The following is an 18,143-nucleotide window of genomic DNA, read 5'->3' as shown; positions in this document are numbered from 1 at the left end:
GCCGGCTACTTGTTCAGCCGCCGCTCCTGCTCCTTGAGCAGAACGTCGAGCTCCTCGCTCTGCTGCGCGAGGCGGTCGGCGTTGCGCTCCTCGTCCGCGGCACCCGACTGCGAGGCGGCCTGCTCGGTGATCTGGCGGATGTTGTCGCGCAGGATCGCGATGCGGTCTGCGAGGTCGGAGGCGGACAGGACGGTCGGATCGGTCAGGCTCATGAACCCCTCGGGGATGCGCATTGTCAGGCGCAGTTCCTTAGCTCGGAAAGCCGCGTCGCCACAAGTGGATCGACGACATCGATCACCGCTGCGCCGATCGGCGCGGACCAGCGCGGGCGCCTGTGCGGATCCTTCAGCGCACCGGCATTGGCGGGCGCACCACGGGCTGATCCGGATCGACCGGCGCCGACGGCAGCGGCATCGGGGCCGGCGGCGGAGGGGCCATGCTGGCTGCGGCCGGCGGCGGCATGCGCGGCCGGTGCGGTGCTGCCGCACCAGGCTGTGCCGGGGTCACGGCCGCCGTTGCAGGGCGCGCGGCCGGGCGCGGCCGGATCGTCTGCTCGATGGCGCGCGGATCGAACGACCGTGCTTCCGCGGTCCGCTCGGCGGGCCTGTCGCTGGACTTGGCCTCGGCGACCCGCGCCATGTCGCGGACCATCTGCTCCTGCCCGGCCTTCAGCTGTGCGAGGCTCGTCTTCAGCTCGCCGATCTGCTGGCTCAAGGCAGCGAGGTCGTGGGCCATCGATTGCAGCAACTGCGCCTGCTCCTGCGAGGTCGCGCCAACCGCGCTCGTTGCGTGCTCCTGCGCCTCGGCCGGCGCTTCTGCGGCCGCCTGCTGGGGCGCGGTCGCGGCTGGCTGTGCCGCGGCATCCTTGTCGGCGTTCGATGCCAGCGAGATCCGCGGCATCCAATGCGCGATCATCTCCTGGGCCTGGTCTCCATAGCTCTGCCAGGCGGCTGCGGCGACGGCGCTGCCGACCGCGAACAGCACCGCCAGAATGGTGCGCACGGCCCAGGTGGCGAACGTGCTGCGCTCTCCGGTGACCGCGAAGTCGCTGGTCGCCTGCGTCCTGTAGTCAGGGTCGATCTTCGGCGAGGGCACGTCCGGTGGCCGTTGCGAGCTGCGCCTGTCCGTTTCGGCGGCAGTGCGATCGGCGCGGGCCGCCAGCACGATCTCGGGATCGATCACGGCATGAGGCTGCTGATCGCCGTCCTTGGTCGTCGTTGCAAGCATTGACGCTCCGTCCTCCGTTGTCGTCCGCCTCGCAGGCGGCGCTCGGCTCTGTTCCGATGCGTCGTCCTACCAACGCCTCGTGCACCCACGCTTCGCGTACTCACGCTGCATCGTACTGACGCTTCGTGACACCAACGTCGGATGACGACTGCGCCACGAAACGCTCGGCCTCTCCGGCCGCATCAGCACAGAACCTGGATACCGGTTGTCCCTCGTGCCCACGCATCTGCATGTTCACGGTGATCCATCTTGGCCAGAGCCGCATACTCGGGAACGTCCCATCATCGTTCCGTCGCGCCGACGCTCTGCTGATTCCCATTCTCATCGACACTTGGTCATATCCGCCCCAACCAAGGCGAAGACATGGCGGTTGCGCGACCCATGCGACCTCCACCTCTGGCCGCAGGCGGAGCATACCCCGAATGCACCGCGAAGGCTATGCCGACGGCGTTTCGCCGTGCCGGCGAGATCCTGGCCATTGTTACCGACCGGTGCCGCGAAATGAAGCGTCGATCGGCCCGTCAACGCTTGAGAATGTCGCCCGTGGGCACCCGGATCTCGCAGCAGAGGCCGCTCGGCTCGAAGCGCCGGATGACGCGGGCACCGACCTCGTACGGCAGCATCTGTTCCAGCAGCACGGTTCCAAAACCCTGGCGCTGCGCACCCAGCGGACGGCCGGACATGCCGGTCTCGGTCCAGTCGATGACCAGCCAGTCGGCCGCGTCGCGCTCATCGAGCCGCCATTCGATCCTGATGAAGCCCCGCGGCACTGTCAGCGCACCGTATTTCAGTGCATTGGTCGCGAGCTCGTGCATGGCAAGCCCGATGCTCTCGGCCGCCTTCGGCTTCAGCCGCACCTGGGGGCCCGACAGCGAGAATTGCCTGTCCTCGCGCGCGGCGCCGGCGCGCAGCTCATCGGCGATCAGTTCGGCCAGATCGAAACCGGCGAGGGGATCGCGCGTGACGACCGCCTGGATGCGCGACAGCGCTGTGATGCGGCCTTCGAGGTGACTGGCGAAATCCTCGACACTGTCGCTCGAGTCGCCCGTGCGGCGGATGATCGAGCGGATCACGGCGAGCATGTTGCGGACGCGGTGCTGCAGCTCGGCGAGCAGCAGCTTCTGGTGCTCGGAGGCCGAGACCAGCGCCGTGATGTCTTGGGTGATGCCGCCGATGCGCTGCACCCGTCCCAACTCGTCGACCATGGGAAAACTACGGATGCGCAGCCAGCGCGTAACGTCGTCCGGCTGGCTGACGATACGGACATCCAGGCTGTCGCGCTGGCCACGCCGGGCGCGCTCTAGGCTCTCGATGGCGCGGGGCCGGTCCTCCGGCAGCATGAGCTCGGTCCACGATGCCAGATGGTCGCCGCGGAGCACAGCGCTGCGCGGGACGCCATAGATCGTCTCGAATGCGGGGCTGAGATATTCCCAGCGCAGGGTCTCGGCATCGCGGATCCACACGACGTCGGAGGATGCTTCGCCGAACTGGCGGAAGCGCGCCTCGCTGTCGCGCAGCGCGGCCTCGGTGCGCTTGCGGTCGTCGATGTTCATCGCGAGCCCGACCAGGGTGCCGTCGCCGAGGTCACGGCCGGCGAACATCATCCAGGCGCGTTCCCCGTCCTTGCGAAAATACTGCTTCTCATAGGGACCGATCCGGCCGGTCTGCCGCAGCAGCTCGATCTGGTCGCTCGATGTGCGCATCCATTCCGGGGGTGTCAGGCTCTTCCAGGTCAGCTCGCCGCTGTCGATGTCCTGGCGCGAATAGCCTGTCATCGCCAAGAAGGCCTCGTTGGCGTCGATCAGGGTGCCGGCTGCATGATCGAAGAACAGCACCCCGACCGAATCGATCTCGAGGAGGCGGCGCAGCCGATGATCGCCGGCATCGCCGCCGTTCGAATGCGGCTGCCGTGCGGACGGCCCTGCCTCCGGCAGCTCGCTGCACCCGAGGCAGACGGCAAGCTCGGGATCGGTCTGTGCGAGGGCAAGCACGTCCGAATCGATCGCAAGCAGGTGTACATCGGCCCAGAAATGGGCTGTGCGCAGATAGGCGAGGAAGGCCGCCAGCAGATCGAACCTGGTGTTGCCGAAGGCATGTCGGATTGCGCGCCGCGAGCGGTCGGAATCAGCACGCTGCATGAACAGGACCGACGCGGCCTCGAACAGGTCCGCCTCACCATCGCTGCCCGGCTCCGGGATGTCGAGCGGGGGTTGGATGAGTTCAAGCCGGTCGAGCGCCGCCGCGGCGCGCGCGGGATCCGCGAGCGGCCGCGCGAGCAGGTGACGCGCCCGATCGATCGTCTCCGGGCGGGACGTCGAGTCACCCGCGGGCTTGCCCAATCCGACCAGAAATCCGAAATGCCGGGTCAGACAATAAGGCGAGCGGTTGAGGCGCGACAGATGGACGGCGAGCCGCTCCTTGAAAAGGGCCGGAAGCGGGGTGTCGAGATAGGCGCATTTGGCGAACTGCCAGAGCTGTCGGGTCGCCTCAGGCGCCGACGGCGCCGACCTGAACAGGTTGGGCATCAGCCCGAGGCGCTGCACGATCTCCTGCTCGAAGGGTCCGTCCACCATGCGCTGTTCGACCATCGCCGTTTCCCCGGCAGAGTGCCGACACGGTCAGCATAGCGCAAGCGCCAGCGCTCCGAACCTCTCACTCATTCGCGTCGAGCTGACGGCCTTCGCGGTCCAAATGCAAGTAATTCGCGTTGAACAGGCCGGCGCTCATCAGGCGCTCGAGGTCCGGAAGTACCAGCATCTTGCCCTTGAGCACGATCAGGTTGCTGGCGCGCAGTTCCTGCAGCGTGCGGTTGACGTGGACCTTCGACAGGCCTGTCGCCTCGGCGAGATCTGCCTGGGTGAGAGGGAAGCTGCAACTGCTGTCGTCGGCCAGGCCCGCCAGGCGCAGCCGGAAGAACAGTTCGCACAACAGGTGAGCCATGCGTTCGGACGCGGTGCGTTGCCCGAGATTCATGGTCCATTCGCGCTGGATTGCGGCGTTGACCAGCGTCTCCCACCAGAACGCCGTCGCAATGCGTGGATAGCCGGCGCTGATCTCGTCGAAGAACTCGCGCGGCAGGTCGGCGATCGATACCGGCGTGATGGTGCCGATCGAATGGTCCATCTCGCGCAGGATGAAGATGTTGAGATCGCAGATATCGCCAGGCAGGAAGAACGAGACGATCTGGCGGCGGCCGTCCTCGAGCTGCTTGTAGCGGCAGGCCCAGCCGTTCAGGATCAGATGCACGTCCTTGGGCTTCTCGCCTTCGCGCGCGATGTCGGTGCGTGGCGCGAAGGTCCTTACCCGTTGAGCCGCCGCGCGGTTGAGCATCAGGCGGTCGGCCGCAGAGAGGCGGACGAAATTCTCGAGCTTGCGGACCAGATGACTCAAAGAGTGGTTCCCCCGAGTTGGTTTATTGGGGTTCCATTCGGTGCGAATTCAATAACTTATGTTAGCATGCTACCGCGTTGACCGCTGATCTTTCTGCACCTGCGCGCGGAACCAAAGTGCGGCCCGCAGCCGGGGACTGCTGGGGCATCTTGGCGATGCTCCTGCCCTCAGCGATGCTCCGAGCTGGGCAACATCGCGCGAGTCCGACCAGTCCTTCGCGCCCCTGTCGTGCAACTCTCATGAAATCTGATGCGGCATCACCGTCGAAGCCCGTGAAATTACGGGACCCGATGCGTGATCGCGACGATCTGGCGCTCGGCGAAACCTGTGTAGTTAAGGCCCCCTTAGTTCCGGCTTCTGGGTTGATCAAAACAAGCAACTGAAAATGCATCAATGCGAGTCGGTCAGCTCTTTGCGGCATCAATGCTCTCGGTCACGGCGCTTGCCTGTGTTCTCGGGGGCGAGGTGCTGGTATCTCACTATCGCGCCTACGCGAGCAGAACCGAAGCGATCAAGTCCGTCGACAAGGCCGGGCAGCAGGCCGGCGCCGCCTTCGCCAAAGCGAAAGCGGCCGTTGAGACGCTCTCCGACAGCCAAGCCATCTTCGACGGACTGAGCGCTGCCAAGGCAAAGCTCACCGACGTGCGCGCGATGGTCGACCGCGCCGCAAGGCCGGATCGAGGTCGATCGCGTACGGATCGAGTCGAGCATCGATCAACTCGGCAATCCTCCGTCCGCGCCGCCTGACGACGGGACTGCACGGCATAGCATCCGAACATCATGAGGGCCAGCTCGGACCGGCGCTCATATCGATCGTTCACTTGCCCTTGTCGAGGTTCTGCGCCATTTCGAGATGATGCTGCAGGGCCGACAGGGTCTTGCCGGCCCATTCCTTCAGCGCCGGATTGTCGCCGCCCTTCGCATAGCGCTCGAACAGCGACACCGCGTCCTTGTGGGCGCTGATCTGCATGTCGTCGAAATCCGAGCTGAAGTCCTTGCCGCTCGCTGCCTTCAGCTTGTCGAGCTTGCTCTGATGCGCGCTGTCGAGAACGACGGGCAGTTGGACCTTGACCTTGCCGCGCTCGACCATGCTCTTCAGCTCGGTCGAAGTCTTGGTGTGATCCTTGACCATCTGCGCGGCGAAGCTCTTCTCCCGCGCGTTGCCCTTCTGCTCGCCGAGCTGGTTCGATTGCAGTTCGAACATGTCGCTGATGGCGACCTGCTTGACGAAGTCCTCGGTGCTCGGCGCAGTGCCGAGCGCCGAATTCACCCCGGTCTTTTCGCCGACGGATTGGGCGAGGGCAGGGCCCGCCAGCACCAGGCAGCCGAGCGTGATGAGTGTGCGTCGCGCGGATCGTTCCTCTCGTTGGTTGCAGACCTAAACCGAGAGATGTGCAGGATGTTCCGACGAGCTGGCGCGCGCTGCGTGGCGTGCGCGGTGAGAAGACGCCGCGAGCAGCCGGCGTAGCCGCAGAGCGTCGGCGGGTGCCGCGCTCTTCTGGTCGTTGTCGAAATAGACGTAGACGTCGATGCCGTGCGACGCCCAGGCGCGCATGCGCTTGGCCCAGGCCTCGAGTGTCGCGTCCGGATAGTTGTCCTTGTAGCGGCCGCCCGGACCATGGCCGCGCACATAGACGAAATCGGCCGTGCGCCTCCACGGTGCCGGCGCGTCGTGATGGTCCGACAGGCAGAGCGAGATGTTCGAATCCCTCAGCAGGCGCATGATGGCCGGTGTGTACCAGCTCGGGTGACGGAATTCGAAGCTGTAGCGCCGGTGCGTCGGCAGCAGCGGCAGAAACGACTCGAGCCGTTCTGGATTCGCTTCGAATTGCGGCGGCAGCTGGAACAGCACGGGGCCGGCCTTGTCGCCGAGCAGCGACAGCCGGCTCTCCATCAGCGCGATGCTGTTGACCGAGCGCGCAGACAGGCGCTTCCAATGCGTGATGAACTTGGAGGCCTTCCAGGCGAAAACGAAATCGGGCCCGGTCTGATCGCGCCAGCCGCGGACGGCAGCTTCCGTCGGTGTCCTGTAGAACACGCCATTCAGCTCGGTGGTCTCGAACTGGCTGGCGTAGTAGGGCAGCCGATGTCTGATCAGCAGTCCCGGCGGAAAGAACGCGCCGCGCCAGGACTCGTAGTGCCATCCCGATGTGCCTATCACGACCCGGGCCATCATCGTCCTCTCGCCGAGACAAGACCTCGAAAGCAAAGCGTCGTGATGGCGTTCGGGTTCCTTTCAGAGCCGCAGCAGACGATACGGCGCGTGGTCTAGCGCTCCGCGGCGTGCAGCACCGGCGCGCTCAACAGCTCGTTGATATGCGCCGCCGTCTCCGCCTGCATCGCCTTCTTCAGCATGATGTCGCGTTCGGGGCCTGCGGGAAGACGTGCTGCCGCCTCGCGGGCAGCGGCTGCAGCCTGCTGCAGCCGCTGGCGGAACGACACTGTCTGCTTGCGCCGGTTCCGGGTGACCTTCATAGCGAAACTCCTGTTGATCCTCCGAACATGAGTCTGCTGCCCTGCCGAGGGGCTGTCGCTAACACACGTTAGCGTGCACTTCACTATCCCTGGAGGTCCCGTCGGAACCCACGATGAGTGTTGTGGAGCTGATTAGTTGTTCGAGCGATCGGGGTCATTGCCCGGAACGCTGAGATGCACCTCGTGGCCTTGCTTGATGGCCAGCGTCGCAGCTGATGCAGCGGATTCGAACGCAGCCTCTTTGGTCGCGTAGTCGCCATGGGCGTTGCCGTCATGCAGCACGCTCCAATGATCGCCGACCGCAACGATGGCGTATTGAGCCAGTCCCATATCGTCCTCCATTCTTCGCGTCATTGGGCTGAAGGCCGTCAGCCGCCGGATGCCGTGACGCGCCAGACCGTATTGCCGACATCGTCGGCAATCAGCAGGGCGCCGGTCTTGTCCACGGCGAGACCGACCGGCCGGCCGCGCGCCTCGTTCCGATCATTGAGGAAGCCGGTCACGACGTCCTGGGCTTCGCCGTTCGGCTTGCCGCCATCGAAGGGGACGTAGACCACCTTGTAGCCGTTCAACGGCGTGCGGTTCCAGCTGCCGTGCTCGCCGACGAACGCGCCGCCGCGATAGGCCTGCGGCAGTGCGCTGGCGGTGTAGAACGTCATGCCGAGCGGCGCGACATGCGAGCTGAGCGCGTAGTCCGGGACGATGGCCTTTTCGACCAGGTCCGGCCGCTGCGGCTGCACGCGGGGATCGACATGCTGGCCGTAATAGCTGTATGGCCAGCCATAGAAGCCGCCGTCCTTCACCGAGGTCATGTAGTCGGGCACGAGGTCCGGACCGATCTCGTCACGCTCGTTCACGACCGTCCACAGCGCGCCGCTCTGCGGCTCGAAGCTCAATCCGTTCGGATTGCGCAGGCCGCTCGCGAATACCCGCCAGCGTCCCGTGGTGCGATCCACCTCGAGAATGGCGGCACGGTTCTTCTCGGCCTCGATGCCGTTCTCGGTGATGTTGCTGTTGGAGCCGACGCCCACATAGAGCAACCGGCCGTCGGGGCTCGCCACCAGGCTCTTGGTCCAGTGATGATCGATCGGGCCGCCCGGCAGCGCGGCAAGCGTCGTGCCCGCATCCTTCATCTGGGTTTCGCCCTGCGTGTAGGGATATCGAACGATGGCGTCGGTGTTGGCGATGTAGAGATCGTTGCCGACCAGAGCGATCCCGAACGGCGAATTGAGATGGTCGATGAACAGGCTCTGCTGCTCGGGAATGCCATCGCCATTGGCGTCGTGCAACAATGTGACGCGGTTGCTCGCTCCGGTGTTGCCGCCCGACGTGGCCCAGGATTCGACGAGGGCCATCACGAGGTCCTTCGGCCGTTTCGCCGGCGGCGGGGGCGGCGCTTTCGATTCCACCACCAGCACGTCGCCGTCCGGCAGCGTGTAGAGCGAGCGCGGATGCTGCAGGCCGGTCGCGAGCGCCTCGATCTTCAGGCCCGGCGCGACTTTGGGAGTCTCGCCCTGTTTCCAGCCGACCACCGTGGCGATGTTCATCGGCGGCAACAGGTATTGCGTCAATGCGGGCAGCTTGACGTTGGCGCCGATCTCGGCGTTCGGATCGCCGCCTTCGTTGCACGCGGTGAGACCAAGCGCGGATATTCCGAGCAGCAGGACTGTGAGCAGAGGCGCGAGGCGGGAGGAGCCGGACGGCGTCATCGTGCGACTCCCACCCTGTGACGATACACGAGCGACCAACCGAGCCAGCCGGTGACGGGCAGGATCAGCACCGTGACGAGCGACAGGATGAGGCCGGTCGGCACGACCGAGGTCCAGGCATCGCGTGAATGGACCAAGTTGTTGAAGAAGGCCAGCACCAGGGCGATGAGGTTGCCGGCCATGTGCGGCCAGGCCGGTGCCTGCGACCGGATCAGCCCATTGCCAAGGAAGTCGATGAGCCCGGCGATGCCGGCCAGCACGCCCATGATCAGTCCGACCAGCAGCAGCCAGGCGGAGATATCCGCCCACATGATTTCAGCGGTCCGCCAATAGGCGATGTCGGTGACGAACGCTCCGATGAAGCAGACGATAGGGAACGGCACCAGCATCGGATGGATCGGACGCCGTGCGATCTGCGCCGTTGGCTCCAGGGATGGTCGGGTGATTTCGGCGGTCGCCACGGCGGTCTCCTCGATTGGACCTGTTGCAGCGTGGAGAACCGTCGGCCTCAACAGGTGTTCCGATGACACCGACGGATTTGGCGTGGCGCTCACGCGACGGCCGCCGCCGCCCGGTCGCCCGTGCCGGCGTGTCGGTCAGCGGCTCCTGTTCAGCGGCCCGGTGCCGCGCGCGCTGTCGCCGGCCACGTCGTTGCGCGGCGCCGTCGGCGCGGGTGCGGGCGGCTGGCTCTGGCTGGGCGCCGTGCCGGTTGTCTGCCGGCTCGTCGTTTGGACCCCGGGGCGACCGTTCGCTTCCGATGCCGCCGAACCGCGGGGCCGCCTTGGGTCTACCCGGCCGGCCGATAGCCTGTTAAGCAACCGCGTAGGACGGGGCGGTCCCCGCGGATACGAGATTGAGAGGAAGCGGCAATGATTCAGACGGTCGGCATCATCGGAGCAGGCACCATGGGCAACGGCATCGCGCAGGTGTGCGCCGCCGCGGGCGTTCCGGTCGTCATGGTCGACATCTCGGAGCAGGCCGTGGCGCGCGGGCTGGCGACGGTGGGCTCCAGCCTCGATCGCCTGGTCAAGAAGGAGAAGATGACGACCGCCGACAAGGACAGGGCGTTGTCGCTCATCACCGGCACCGCCGACAAGGCGAAGCTGTCGAACTGCGACTTGGTCATCGAGGCCGCCACGGAGAACGAGGAGCTGAAGCTCAAGATCCTCAAGGACCTCTGTGCCGGTCTGAAACCCGAGGCGCTGATCGCGACCAACACCTCCTCGATCTCGATCACCAAGCTGGCCACCGCCACCGACCGGCCCGACCGCTTCATCGGCATGCACTTCTTCAATCCGGTGCCGATGATGGCGCTGCTTGAACTGATCCGCGGCCTGCAGACCTCGGATGCGACCCATGCGGCCGCCGCCGATTTCGCCAAGCGGATCGGCAAGGTCGCGATCACCGCGAAGAACAGCCCGGGCTTTGCCGTAAACCGCATCCTGTGCCCGATGATCAACGAGGCGATCTTCGCGTATTCGGAAGGCATTGCGACCGCGGCCGACATCGACGAGGGCATGAAGCTCGGCTGCAATCACCCCATCGGTCCGCTGGCGCTGGCCGATCTGATCGGTCTCGACACGATGCTGTCGGTGATGGAGGTGTTCTACAACGGCTTCAACGATCCGAAGTATCGGCCGGCGCCGTTGCTGAAGGAGATGGTGGCCGCAGGCCAGCTCGGCCGCAAGACCGGCAAGGGCTTCTACGACTACAGCAAGTAGCTGCGGCAGATTGCTTCGGCGGCGGGTGACGCCTGCACCCGCCGTGCATCAGGCGATGAAGGATTTCGTTTCGGGGATATTGGTCGGGGACATTGGGAATGCGGCGATGCCGCGAGCGGATATCTCGGCTGCCATTGGTCAACTGATCGCTGCGCGCGATCGACTGATCACACGTTCCAATATTCTCGTTCCGCAGTATCAACCATCAACCCGAGTATTGCGCCTCGAGCCGCAGATAGCTACCAAGCTCGCGCTGACGTGATCCAGAGGGACGGCACAGCGCCGGGCGGGCAAGGGGCCATGCCTCGCTGATGCAGCCCACTAAGCCGCGACCCGGCGTGCCGTTCGTGATTTGCCGCTATGCGATGGTCCGAAGCGAGTCCCGTCGCACTCAGCGGATCTGGTACGGAGGTGGAGTCATAGAACCTCCCTGCAATCAGATGGGTTGTTGTCGTTCGGACATCGCGGCGCCGTCAGGAACGGCCACCGAGATTGGACGACACGGTTATCGTCCTCCCGGCTGCCTGTGCTGTCAAGGCGCATCCTGACGCATTGATGAATTCGGCGTTACGGGGCGTCGATACTGCGAGTGCAGGAAAACTTTGATCACGCGCTGGTCTGATGACAAATCCGTGCAAATCACTACATGAGGGTGGCCGAGCCGTGTCGGTCGAAGAAGGTTCGCGATTGCCCGGTCGAGCGCGCGTCGTCCGCAGCGGCGGAGACGATCAGCATGTTGTATGTAGGCGTAGTGCTTGGGGGCGACAAACGGGCTGCACGGCGCATTTGATTGTGGCGCGTTAGACGGCCCAAAGTCGTCAGCGACGAAGCTGACGGTTCCGGGAACCAAAGAATTCGTGGTGTTTTGTTTGCCGCGAGAAGCAAGGCAGGAGAACAGCGATGAGAGCAGTTGGCATTACTCTGGCGACGGTCGCCCTGTTTGCGGGGACTTGGCCCGCTCTGGCAGCGGAGCAAGACACGGCGGGCATGGTCACGGGGATCAACCGTCTCAACGGCACGATCGCGATCAAGCGCGTTCCCAACGGGACCGTCGGCGCCAACACGGCCGGAGCGGCCCAGGAGTTCAAGATCAAGGACAATGCCATGATCGAGAACATCCACGCCGGCGATCGCGTGACGTTCTCGACGTCCGACGCCGCCACACCGACGATCGTCAAGCTCGATCGGCAGAAATAGCCGACATAGCCGGATCGAGGGCGCGATGAGGCAGTGCGGTGCTTTCCGCGGTTGGGGCGTATGGCGTCTCGGGCTCTGGGTGATGATGGTCGTCGGGGCCTGCACTATTGCGAATGCGGCCCCGACCGACCTGTACCAGGCGCAGACGGTCGTGACCGGTCAGGGCGAGGACAATCGCCGGGCGGCATTTGCAGCATGTCTGGAAGACGTGCTGATCAAGGTGTCCGGTGCATTTCAGCTCAGGAACGACGCAAGGCTCGCGCCACTCGAGGCGCGGGCAGCGGAGTTCGTCACCGGCTTCGATTATCACGATCAGATGTCGGGCAAGCCGAAGCACGATGAGCAGGGCACGCGCGACCGTCCATATGACTTGACTGTGTCATTCGATCGCGCGCGGATCGATCAGTTGCTTGCGAGCTTGAACATCAAGCCGTGGCCGGCGCCGCGCCCGTCGATTGCCGTGATCGTGGCGATGACGTCGGGCGGTCGTACTTTCTTTGTTGCATCCGACGACCGGAGGTCCGATCTGCAGCGCGACGCGCTGCGCGCAGCCGCCGTCAAGCGTGGACTCGAGATCGCTCTGCCAAGCGCCTCCGAGGTCTCGAAGGCCGCTATTGAGCGGACCAAGTTGAACGATGTCCAGCCCGCGGCGGTTGCGTCGTGGTTTCCCGGCGCTGATGTCATGCTCTTTGGCGATCTCACCTGGGACGATGCCGAACTGGGCTGGGTCACGCAATGGCGCCTCGATCGCGCTGGCAAGCAAGATCGGTGGCAATTCCGTGGCGTGACGTTCGACGAGGCATTTCGCCGTGCTCTCGGTGGAGCAGCGCAACTCCTCTCCGACAACGGAGCGCCGTGAGGTTGCCGCGATAGTCTGCAACCATCCCCGTGGACCGGATGCCTGAGCCGCGCATGCGGGGCGCGAGAGTCTCGCGCCCGAGCTCGCTCGGGCAAACAGACAGGAGGGCGCCCGTGGTGAAACTCAGACCGTGTCTTGTTGCTGCGCTGTTGATTGTCACGCCCGCCTCGCTGGCGGTGGCCGCGCCGGGCCTGGTGCGCACCGCGGCCACCATGCGCGCAGGACCCGGCCCCGGTTTTCCCGTCGTCGAGCGCATTCCAGTCGGTGCCAGGATCACCATCCATGGCTGCATTCAAGGCGGCGCGTGGTGCGATGTCAGCTTCGGAGGCGAACGCGGCTGGGTCGCGGCGCGGACGCTCGCCTATCTGTATCGTGAGCAGTACGTCTACCTGCCCGAATATGTCGAGTACGTGCCGACTGTCGGATTCACGCTGACCACCTATTGGAGCAGCTTCTATTTCGGACGGCCTTGGTATCATCGGCACGCGTTCTGGAACCGCTACTGGCATCGCCATCCGCCGGTCATGGCGCAAAATCCGCCTCAGCCTGGCATGACCCCGGGGATGCCGGGTCGTGGTCCCGGCGGGATGATCCAGCCTGGCGCCGGAGCGGGCGCGGTCGCCGGCACGGGCCAACCATCCGGACCGACTTCGGGCATGCAAGGTCGTGTGTCGCCTTCGACTGCCGCCGGTCCCGCCGCACCTCCGGTCGTGGCTGGTGCTCCCGCTCGAGCTGCAACGCCACCCATGGTGCAGCCATTGATGAGCCGAAGCAGCGGTGCGCCGCAGAGCGCCCGCGCGCAGATGGGCGGCATGCGCATGATCGGGACTTCGCCGCAAATCGGTTTGGCGCATATCGAGGGCGGCCCCGCCATGGGTGCGGCGCGTGTCGGCGTCAGCGGCCCTCGCGGCGGCGGGCGTTCCGGCCCGGGCGGTGGTTTCCGCCGGCACTGAGTCTTCAGCGCTGCCCTGGTGTCCGGATTGTGAAGGTGGCGTGCCGGCCGGCGCTGGCGACGGCGGGCGCGATGACTACATGGCTGTCATTCCTCGGCGCCTCCATTGTCCTCGCTCATCGTGAAAAAGCCCGTGCTCGCTTTCTTGCTGCTCATCTTCGTACCCATCTCGCTGTCTGCCGCGAACTATCTGCGCGGCGATCGTCGCGGCAGCTGGCAGACTGCGGACCGTTCGAGCGCGGGCCTGCTGCCATCGCCGGCGCAGCATGCCGACGCGATGGTGCGCGTATTTGCTGCGCGCACGGTGCGTTGGCGTGGCATCTTCGCGGTCCACACCTGGATCGTCGTGAAGGAGAAGGGCGGCCCGCGCTACACCCGCTACGACTACACCGCGTGGGGTGAGCCGATCCGGGTCGATGGCTTCGCGCCCGATGGTCGCTGGTTCGGTGCATTGCCGGAGACAGTGCTGGCCGTCGACGGCGATGAAGCCGAGCGGGTGATCCCGAGGATCCGCAGCGTGATCGAGAACTACCGCTTCCGCGCCTATGGCGACTACAACGCCTGGCCGGGGCCGAATTCGAATACCTTCGTGCAGGCGGCGCTGAACGCGGTTCCTGAGCTCAACGCCGTGCTGCCGCCGACTGCAATCGGCAAGGACTTCCCCTTTGACGGCTGGTGGGGGCGCACGGCCTCCGGGACCGGTCTGTTCGTATCGCTCGGCGGCTATCTCGGTGTCACCGTCGGGTGGATCGAGGGCGTCGAGCTGAACTTCTTCGGGGGAGTTCTCGGCGTCGATCTGCGCCGGCCGGCGCTGAAATTTCCCGGGATCGGCCGCCTCGGCATGCCAGCGGCCTGAGGCCCGCGATCTATGTCTGTCAGGCACTGCCTGGCATGCTGCTTGCTGCGACCCTCTTCAGCGCGCCTGTGATGTCGCGGATGCGCCAAGGACGCCGGGCGAGGCGAGAAGAGGCGGATGATGAGCACGCTGTTTGCGATCTGCGCGACCTATGAGGTGGACGATGGCGCGGCGCGGGGCTTCGTTCTCCAGCGCCGCGAGCCCGACGGCAGCGCCAAGCCTTGGCCGATCCTGGTCACGCGCAAGGGCAACAATTTCTATGGCTTCGAGAATGCCTGCCCGCATCAGGGCGCCCGCCTCGACAAGCATCCGGGCGAGTTCATGGACGAGGAAGGCGATTTCCTCGTTTGTGGCGAGCATGGTGCGCAGTTCGACCTCGATACCGGACAATGCTTCATCGGGCCCTGCCAGGGCCGGACGTTGTCCCCGGTCGAGCTCGTGATCGACGACGGTGACATCTGCCTCTCCGGGATCGATCTGGACGAGGAGGACGGCCTCGACATCGACGATCCCGAGGATGACGTGCCCGAGGTGCAGATCACGTCGGACTGAGGCCGAGGGCCGGCGGCCGCGGCCGGGTCAGCGCTTCTTCCGTTCGGCGCGGCTGTAGTTGCTGAGGTGCCCCTCGCGTGCTGCCTGGCTGCGCGCGGCCTTGATCAGGCCGGGGCTGCGCGCTGGCGGCGCCGGCAGCGAGGGTAGGCGGGTCAGCTTGCGACTGCCGCAGGTCGGACAGACTGGCCTTTCAGAAATCCCGATCAGCAACTCGACATCCTCTGCGCAGGCTGCGCAATGGAAGCTGTAGAACGGCATGACGTCATCCCCTCATTGTCGCTGAGGGGCATTGCACGAAGCGGGCCAGCGCCATTGCGCATCGAATTCGCCGATTCAGGGCTCGTTTGCACGCTAACGACAGCGTTTTTTGCTGCGCATGTCCCGAATGCGACGCGGCTGGGGTCGAACATTCGACAGCAGTGCAGAGCTCTTCCGCCCGGCCGGCAGGCCCCGGATATCCGGGCGCCAGCCGGACGTGCAAAGCGGATCAGGCGTTGGTCTTCGGCACGTACTTGCCGGCGACACACTTGTAACCCTGCAGATGCCACTCGTGATAGGGACCCTTGGACATCCAGTCTGCGATTCCGATCTGCGCGCTGACGGCGCAGGATGTCATCGTGATGCCGGACATCTCGCTGTTGGTGACGACCTTCTCCATGCAGAGCTGGCCGTTGCATAGCATTGCGACGAGAGTGACGAGCACGTTGATTCTGCCTCCAAAGAGTGGGACCCGGTCAGGATCTGGAAAGCAGAGTTCATGCCAAGTTATGAATCCACGCCGTGCTGCTACGGAACGGATTGCTACGGGTGTCACTTCATGGCGACAGAAGTGTGACGGATTCACTGCTTGGATCACGCAGCGTTCGGCAACCGGCCTGCGTTTGCTGCTCGATCAATTGGCGATTTGCCCGTGTTGTGTTGTTCGGCCTGAGTGCCGGGCCTGAGCCGGACCTGTTGCGTCAAATAACAGGCAGCGCCTGCGCAGTCCTGCGGCGCCCGCGGACATTGTTTTCGGTCTTCGGGCGGAATATCGCCGTTCATTGGGTGAATCAGAGTTCGATTCGCAAGGGTGTCTGCAGACGAACCGCCGATTCCCCCATGATATTTGGCCGGATGCCAGACTTTCCGGTGGCGCTGATACCGACGCCCCGATGCCCGGTGCTGCGAGCCTCCGGTCCGTCAGGCCTCGTTCAATCCGGCACCTCGATCGGTCAGGATCTTCTGCCCCTTTGCCGTCAGCTCGTAGATGTCGCCGTCCTTGGCGACATAACCTTCGCGGATCAGTCCATCGAGTTCGTCCTGCCGGTCGGGCGAGAAGGCGATTGCCTGGCCGATATCCGAAAGCGTCGCGATCTGGTCGTCCGTCAGCATGGCCATCCTCCCGTTGTCGATCCGAACGCCATGGCGTCGCGAATGTTCCGGGAGCACCAGGCTCTACGCCTTGCGCACGAACTCCGACTTCAGGTTCATCTGGCCGATGCCGTCGATCTTGCAGGCGATGTTGTGGCCGTCGCTCGCCTCCTGCAGGCGGATGTTGCGCACCTTGGTGCCGCCCTTCACCACCGACGACGATCCCTTCACTTTCAGGTCCTTGATGACGATGACGCTGTCACCGTCGGCCAGAACGTTGCCGTTGGCGTCGCGGATGCTGGCGTCGTCGCCGGCCGCTGCCGCAAGGGCGGCGTCGCCGCTCCATTCATGGCCGCATTCGGGACAGACCCATAGCGCGCCGTCCTGATAGGCGTGCTCGGAGCGGCATTGCGGGCAGGTCATTGCGTCGGTCATCTCATCCTCGGGCGCGGGCAGAAGCGTAGCGCAGCGTTAGAGGCTCGGATGGAACCGGGCAAGGAAAATCCCGGGGAGGGCAGCGCGCGGCGCAGATGGGCTGCGCGCCGCCATCGTCGGTCGGCAGCGTCACGCCGCCTTGCGCTCGGGGCTTTTGCTGGCCGGCCCGGTCTCGGCCGCTTCCATCGCCCGGAGATAGGTGTCGAGCAGCGTCTCGTGCTCGTCGCGCTCGTCCTGGTCCTGCTTCCTGAGCTTGATGATCTCCTTCAGGATCTTGACGTCGAAGCCTTCGCCCTTGGCCTCGGCGAACACTTCCTTCTTCTGCTCGTTCAGCTCCGCCAATTCGCCATCGAGGTGCTCGATCCGCTCGATGAAGGACCGGATGCGCGCGCCGGGAATGCCGATCTCTGACATGGTGACTCCTGTACTAATGGGACGGAGAAAATGCGCGGCAGTTCGTTGCCAATGTCTTAACGGGCGCGCTTTGCCCACATCAGTGAATCCGACGTGCTTAACGCGGAACCGGGCGGGCTGCGATGTTGCCGAGCGGACGCCATGCGCTAGCTCTGCTCCGCCGCCGAGAGCTTCTGAAACTGCTTCTTCATCGCATTGACGCGGCCGAGATAACCGGCGACCGAATGGTCGCCGCAGCGCTCGCCATCCGCCGGCTTGAAGCCACGGCGCGCGAACCCGGCCGCCGGCCCGGCGCCGCACAGATGAATGACGGCCGCGAGATCCTGCCGCTGCTGCGCGCTCGGCTTGGCGCCAGGCTGCCGCGCGAGCACGGCAGCGACCTGGCGGTCGAGCGAGATCACCGTGAGCGCCACCGCATGCGCCGGCCATGCGCGGACGTACAGGCTCGGTGACCCACAGCCGTCGCTGACCACCTCGTGATCCCGGATGCAGAACCGTGCGGCGTCGGCAAAGGCGCCGTCGGTCATCTGGAACAAGCCGACGGCGCTGGACGCCGGCTGATACAGCGCGAACGGATTCCATGCGAAGCGCCAGCGCCAATAGGTGCGCGCCACCGGATTGCCCGAGCTCTCGGTCTGCGCCAGGGCGGCGAGCAGCTCCGGCGTGATCGATCGTGTCGAGCTCTCACGGAACAGCGCGCCATATTGGCGCCAAGTCTCTTCCGGCTCCTTGTCGAGCGAATGACCCGTCACCACGAACAGCTCGGTCGGCTTGCGCAGGACGTGATAGGCCAGATTGACCAGCGCGAAGGTCACGAGCAGCACCAAGGCGCCGCAGGCGATCTTGATCCATCGCGGCGCCGCGCCCACCGTCCGGCCCAGCCACTGCGCACCGCGCCCTGCGATTCGCTTCGCATCGCGCCGCAGCGCGCGCCAGCGGCTGCCGCGTTGCGGCTTGCGCATTTTTTGTTGGCGTGGGGCAGGGGATTTCGGCAACTGATTACCTC

Annotated in this window: 24 protein-coding genes; 8 read left to right on the top strand and 16 right to left on the bottom strand. The window is 65.2% G+C overall.

Annotation, left to right across the window (positions count from 1 at the left end; all coding sequences use genetic code 11):
* Positions 1-5: 5 nt before the first annotated feature.
* The 4 genes from QX094_RS27970 to QX094_RS27955 form a co-directional block, all read right to left on the bottom strand.
* The gene (locus tag QX094_RS27970) at positions 6-212 is read right to left on the bottom strand and encodes a hypothetical protein (protein WP_315712292.1); all 207 of its coding nucleotides are present in this window, start codon (positions 210-212) and stop codon (positions 6-8) included.
* A gap of 133 nt (positions 213-345) precedes the next feature.
* Positions 346-1,227 carry a hypothetical protein gene (locus QX094_RS27965; RefSeq protein WP_316188392.1) on the bottom strand — a complete coding sequence of 294 codons (882 nt, stop codon included), beginning with the start codon at positions 1,225-1,227 and terminating at the stop codon, positions 346-348.
* A 521-nt stretch (positions 1,228-1,748) separates the two neighbouring features.
* Positions 1,749-3,815 (bottom strand): PAS domain S-box protein, encoded by a 2,067-nt coding sequence (locus tag QX094_RS27960; RefSeq protein WP_316188391.1) that lies wholly within the window; start codon positions 3,813-3,815, stop codon positions 1,749-1,751.
* A 64-nt stretch (positions 3,816-3,879) separates the two neighbouring features.
* Positions 3,880-4,617 carry a Crp/Fnr family transcriptional regulator gene (locus QX094_RS27955; RefSeq protein ID WP_315712288.1) on the bottom strand — a complete coding sequence of 246 codons (738 nt, stop codon included), beginning with the start codon at positions 4,615-4,617 and terminating at the stop codon, positions 3,880-3,882.
* A 423-nt stretch (positions 4,618-5,040) separates the two neighbouring features.
* Here QX094_RS27955 and QX094_RS27950 point away from each other — a divergent pair, with 423 nt between their 5' ends.
* Entirely contained in the window at positions 5,041-5,364 is a 324-nt protein-coding gene (locus QX094_RS27950; protein ID WP_316188390.1) for a hypothetical protein, read from the top strand.
* A gap of 70 nt (positions 5,365-5,434) precedes the next feature.
* On the opposite strand, the gene QX094_RS27945 is transcribed toward QX094_RS27950, so the two are convergent.
* The 6 genes from QX094_RS27945 to QX094_RS27920 all read right to left on the bottom strand — a co-directional run bounded on the left by QX094_RS27945 (position 5,435) and on the right by QX094_RS27920 (position 9,262).
* Complete coding sequence (locus QX094_RS27945) at positions 5,435-5,953, bottom strand: DUF4142 domain-containing protein (RefSeq protein WP_316188447.1); 519 nt, start codon at positions 5,951-5,953, stop codon at positions 5,435-5,437.
* A 42-nt stretch (positions 5,954-5,995) separates the two neighbouring features.
* The gene (locus QX094_RS27940; protein ID WP_316188446.1) at positions 5,996-6,790 is read right to left on the bottom strand and encodes a DUF72 domain-containing protein; all 795 of its coding nucleotides are present in this window, start codon (positions 6,788-6,790) and stop codon (positions 5,996-5,998) included.
* A 95-nt stretch (positions 6,791-6,885) separates the two neighbouring features.
* Positions 6,886-7,092 carry a hypothetical protein gene (locus tag QX094_RS27935; protein WP_315712284.1) on the bottom strand — a complete coding sequence of 69 codons (207 nt, stop codon included), beginning with the start codon at positions 7,090-7,092 and terminating at the stop codon, positions 6,886-6,888.
* Positions 7,093-7,224: 132 nt separating this feature from the next.
* Positions 7,225-7,422: a hypothetical protein gene (locus QX094_RS27930; protein ID WP_315712282.1), complete on the bottom strand. Its 198-nt coding sequence runs from the start codon at positions 7,420-7,422 to the stop codon at positions 7,225-7,227.
* A 38-nt stretch (positions 7,423-7,460) separates the two neighbouring features.
* Positions 7,461-8,801, bottom strand: a complete 1,341-nt coding sequence (locus QX094_RS27925) for a sorbosone dehydrogenase family protein (protein WP_316188389.1) — start codon at positions 8,799-8,801, stop codon at positions 7,461-7,463.
* Entirely contained in the window at positions 8,798-9,262 is a 465-nt protein-coding gene (locus tag QX094_RS27920; protein ID WP_316188388.1) for a DUF2231 domain-containing protein, read from the bottom strand. Before QX094_RS27920 ends, QX094_RS27925 begins: the two co-directional genes overlap by 4 nt.
* Positions 9,263-9,670: 408 nt before the next feature.
* Between QX094_RS27920 and QX094_RS27915 the strand changes: the two genes are divergently transcribed.
* The 7 genes from QX094_RS27915 to QX094_RS27885 all read left to right on the top strand — a co-directional run bounded on the left by QX094_RS27915 (position 9,671) and on the right by QX094_RS27885 (position 14,938).
* Positions 9,671-10,522 carry a 3-hydroxybutyryl-CoA dehydrogenase gene (locus QX094_RS27915; protein WP_315712279.1) on the top strand — a complete coding sequence of 284 codons (852 nt, stop codon included), beginning with the start codon at positions 9,671-9,673 and terminating at the stop codon, positions 10,520-10,522.
* Positions 10,523-10,577: 55 nt separating this feature from the next.
* Positions 10,578-10,784, top strand: a complete 207-nt coding sequence (locus QX094_RS27910) for a hypothetical protein (protein ID WP_316184937.1) — start codon at positions 10,578-10,580, stop codon at positions 10,782-10,784.
* 638 nt (positions 10,785-11,422) lie between these two features.
* The gene (locus QX094_RS27905; RefSeq protein WP_315712278.1) at positions 11,423-11,719 is read left to right on the top strand and encodes a copper-binding protein; all 297 of its coding nucleotides are present in this window, start codon (positions 11,423-11,425) and stop codon (positions 11,717-11,719) included.
* Positions 11,720-11,801: 82 nt separating this feature from the next.
* Positions 11,802-12,578 carry a DUF2066 domain-containing protein gene (locus QX094_RS27900; RefSeq protein ID WP_315712277.1) on the top strand — a complete coding sequence of 259 codons (777 nt, stop codon included), beginning with the start codon at positions 11,802-11,804 and terminating at the stop codon, positions 12,576-12,578.
* Between the two features lie 113 nt (positions 12,579-12,691).
* The gene (locus tag QX094_RS27895; RefSeq protein ID WP_316184939.1) at positions 12,692-13,531 is read left to right on the top strand and encodes an SH3 domain-containing protein; all 840 of its coding nucleotides are present in this window, start codon (positions 12,692-12,694) and stop codon (positions 13,529-13,531) included.
* 132 nt (positions 13,532-13,663) lie between these two features.
* Positions 13,664-14,386 (top strand): DUF3750 domain-containing protein, encoded by a 723-nt coding sequence (locus QX094_RS27890; protein ID WP_315712274.1) that lies wholly within the window; start codon positions 13,664-13,666, stop codon positions 14,384-14,386.
* Between the two features lie 117 nt (positions 14,387-14,503).
* Entirely contained in the window at positions 14,504-14,938 is a 435-nt protein-coding gene (locus QX094_RS27885) for a Rieske (2Fe-2S) protein (protein ID WP_316184941.1), read from the top strand.
* 27 nt (positions 14,939-14,965) lie between these two features.
* On the opposite strand, the gene QX094_RS27880 is transcribed toward QX094_RS27885, so the two are convergent.
* The 6 genes from QX094_RS27880 to QX094_RS27855 form a co-directional block, all read right to left on the bottom strand.
* Entirely contained in the window at positions 14,966-15,196 is a 231-nt protein-coding gene (locus QX094_RS27880; protein WP_315712270.1) for a zinc ribbon domain-containing protein, read from the bottom strand.
* Positions 15,197-15,425: 229 nt separating this feature from the next.
* Positions 15,426-15,641, bottom strand: coding sequence for a hypothetical protein (locus tag QX094_RS27875; RefSeq protein WP_315712268.1), 216 nt, complete (start codon positions 15,639-15,641; stop codon positions 15,426-15,428).
* 476 nt (positions 15,642-16,117) lie between these two features.
* Positions 16,118-16,309: a hypothetical protein gene (locus QX094_RS27870; RefSeq protein WP_315712266.1), complete on the bottom strand. Its 192-nt coding sequence runs from the start codon at positions 16,307-16,309 to the stop codon at positions 16,118-16,120.
* A 63-nt stretch (positions 16,310-16,372) separates the two neighbouring features.
* The gene (locus QX094_RS27865; protein ID WP_315755663.1) at positions 16,373-16,723 is read right to left on the bottom strand and encodes a zinc ribbon domain-containing protein YjdM; all 351 of its coding nucleotides are present in this window, start codon (positions 16,721-16,723) and stop codon (positions 16,373-16,375) included.
* A gap of 129 nt (positions 16,724-16,852) precedes the next feature.
* The gene (locus tag QX094_RS27860) at positions 16,853-17,137 is read right to left on the bottom strand and encodes a DUF2312 domain-containing protein (RefSeq protein ID WP_316184943.1); all 285 of its coding nucleotides are present in this window, start codon (positions 17,135-17,137) and stop codon (positions 16,853-16,855) included.
* 146 nt (positions 17,138-17,283) lie between these two features.
* Complete coding sequence (locus QX094_RS27855; protein ID WP_409999243.1) at positions 17,284-18,099, bottom strand: transglycosylase SLT domain-containing protein; 816 nt, start codon at positions 18,097-18,099, stop codon at positions 17,284-17,286.
* Positions 18,100-18,143 lie beyond the last annotated feature (44 nt).

The sequence above is a fragment of the Bradyrhizobium sp. SZCCHNS1050 genome (genome assembly GCF_032484785.1).
In the GTDB taxonomy this organism is placed as follows: domain Bacteria; phylum Pseudomonadota; class Alphaproteobacteria; order Rhizobiales; family Xanthobacteraceae; genus Bradyrhizobium.
The sequence above is the reverse complement of the archived record's forward strand: the minus strand, read 5'-3'. Positions and strand labels throughout refer to the sequence as shown.

What these genes read in the sequence shown, in the direction of transcription:
- QX094_RS27970 (WP_315712292.1), bottom strand. Translation starts at nt 212, where the DNA reads ATGAGCCTGACCGATCCGACCGTCCTGTCCGCCTCCGACCTCGCAGAC.
- QX094_RS27965 (WP_316188392.1), bottom strand. Translation starts at nt 1,227, where the DNA reads ATGCTTGCAACGACGACCAAGGACGGCGATCAGCAGCCTCATGCCGTG.
- QX094_RS27960 (WP_316188391.1), bottom strand. Translation starts at nt 3,815, where the DNA reads ATGGTCGAACAGCGCATGGTGGACGGACCCTTCGAGCAGGAGATCGTG.
- QX094_RS27950 (WP_316188390.1), top strand. Translation starts at nt 5,041, where the DNA reads ATGCTCTCGGTCACGGCGCTTGCCTGTGTTCTCGGGGGCGAGGTGCTG.
- QX094_RS27940 (WP_316188446.1), bottom strand. Translation starts at nt 6,790, where the DNA reads ATGGCCCGGGTCGTGATAGGCACATCGGGATGGCACTACGAGTCCTGG.
- QX094_RS27935 (WP_315712284.1), bottom strand. Translation starts at nt 7,092, where the DNA reads ATGAAGGTCACCCGGAACCGGCGCAAGCAGACAGTGTCGTTCCGCCAG.
- QX094_RS27930 (WP_315712282.1), bottom strand. Translation starts at nt 7,422, where the DNA reads ATGGGACTGGCTCAATACGCCATCGTTGCGGTCGGCGATCATTGGAGC.
- QX094_RS27925 (WP_316188389.1), bottom strand. Translation starts at nt 8,801, where the DNA reads ATGACGCCGTCCGGCTCCTCCCGCCTCGCGCCTCTGCTCACAGTCCTG.
- QX094_RS27915 (WP_315712279.1), top strand. Translation starts at nt 9,671, where the DNA reads ATGATTCAGACGGTCGGCATCATCGGAGCAGGCACCATGGGCAACGGC.
- QX094_RS27910 (WP_316184937.1), top strand. Translation starts at nt 10,578, where the DNA reads ATGAAGGATTTCGTTTCGGGGATATTGGTCGGGGACATTGGGAATGCG.
- QX094_RS27905 (WP_315712278.1), top strand. Translation starts at nt 11,423, where the DNA reads ATGAGAGCAGTTGGCATTACTCTGGCGACGGTCGCCCTGTTTGCGGGG.
- QX094_RS27900 (WP_315712277.1), top strand. Translation starts at nt 11,802, where the DNA reads ATGATGGTCGTCGGGGCCTGCACTATTGCGAATGCGGCCCCGACCGAC.
- QX094_RS27885 (WP_316184941.1), top strand. Translation starts at nt 14,504, where the DNA reads ATGATGAGCACGCTGTTTGCGATCTGCGCGACCTATGAGGTGGACGAT.
- QX094_RS27880 (WP_315712270.1), bottom strand. Translation starts at nt 15,196, where the DNA reads ATGCCGTTCTACAGCTTCCATTGCGCAGCCTGCGCAGAGGATGTCGAG.
- QX094_RS27870 (WP_315712266.1), bottom strand. Translation starts at nt 16,309, where the DNA reads ATGCTGACGGACGACCAGATCGCGACGCTTTCGGATATCGGCCAGGCA.
- QX094_RS27865 (WP_315755663.1), bottom strand. Translation starts at nt 16,723, where the DNA reads ATGACCGACGCAATGACCTGCCCGCAATGCCGCTCCGAGCACGCCTAT.
- QX094_RS27860 (WP_316184943.1), bottom strand. Translation starts at nt 17,137, where the DNA reads ATGTCAGAGATCGGCATTCCCGGCGCGCGCATCCGGTCCTTCATCGAG.
- QX094_RS27855 (WP_409999243.1), bottom strand. Translation starts at nt 18,099, where the DNA reads ATGCGCAAGCCGCAACGCGGCAGCCGCTGGCGCGCGCTGCGGCGCGAT.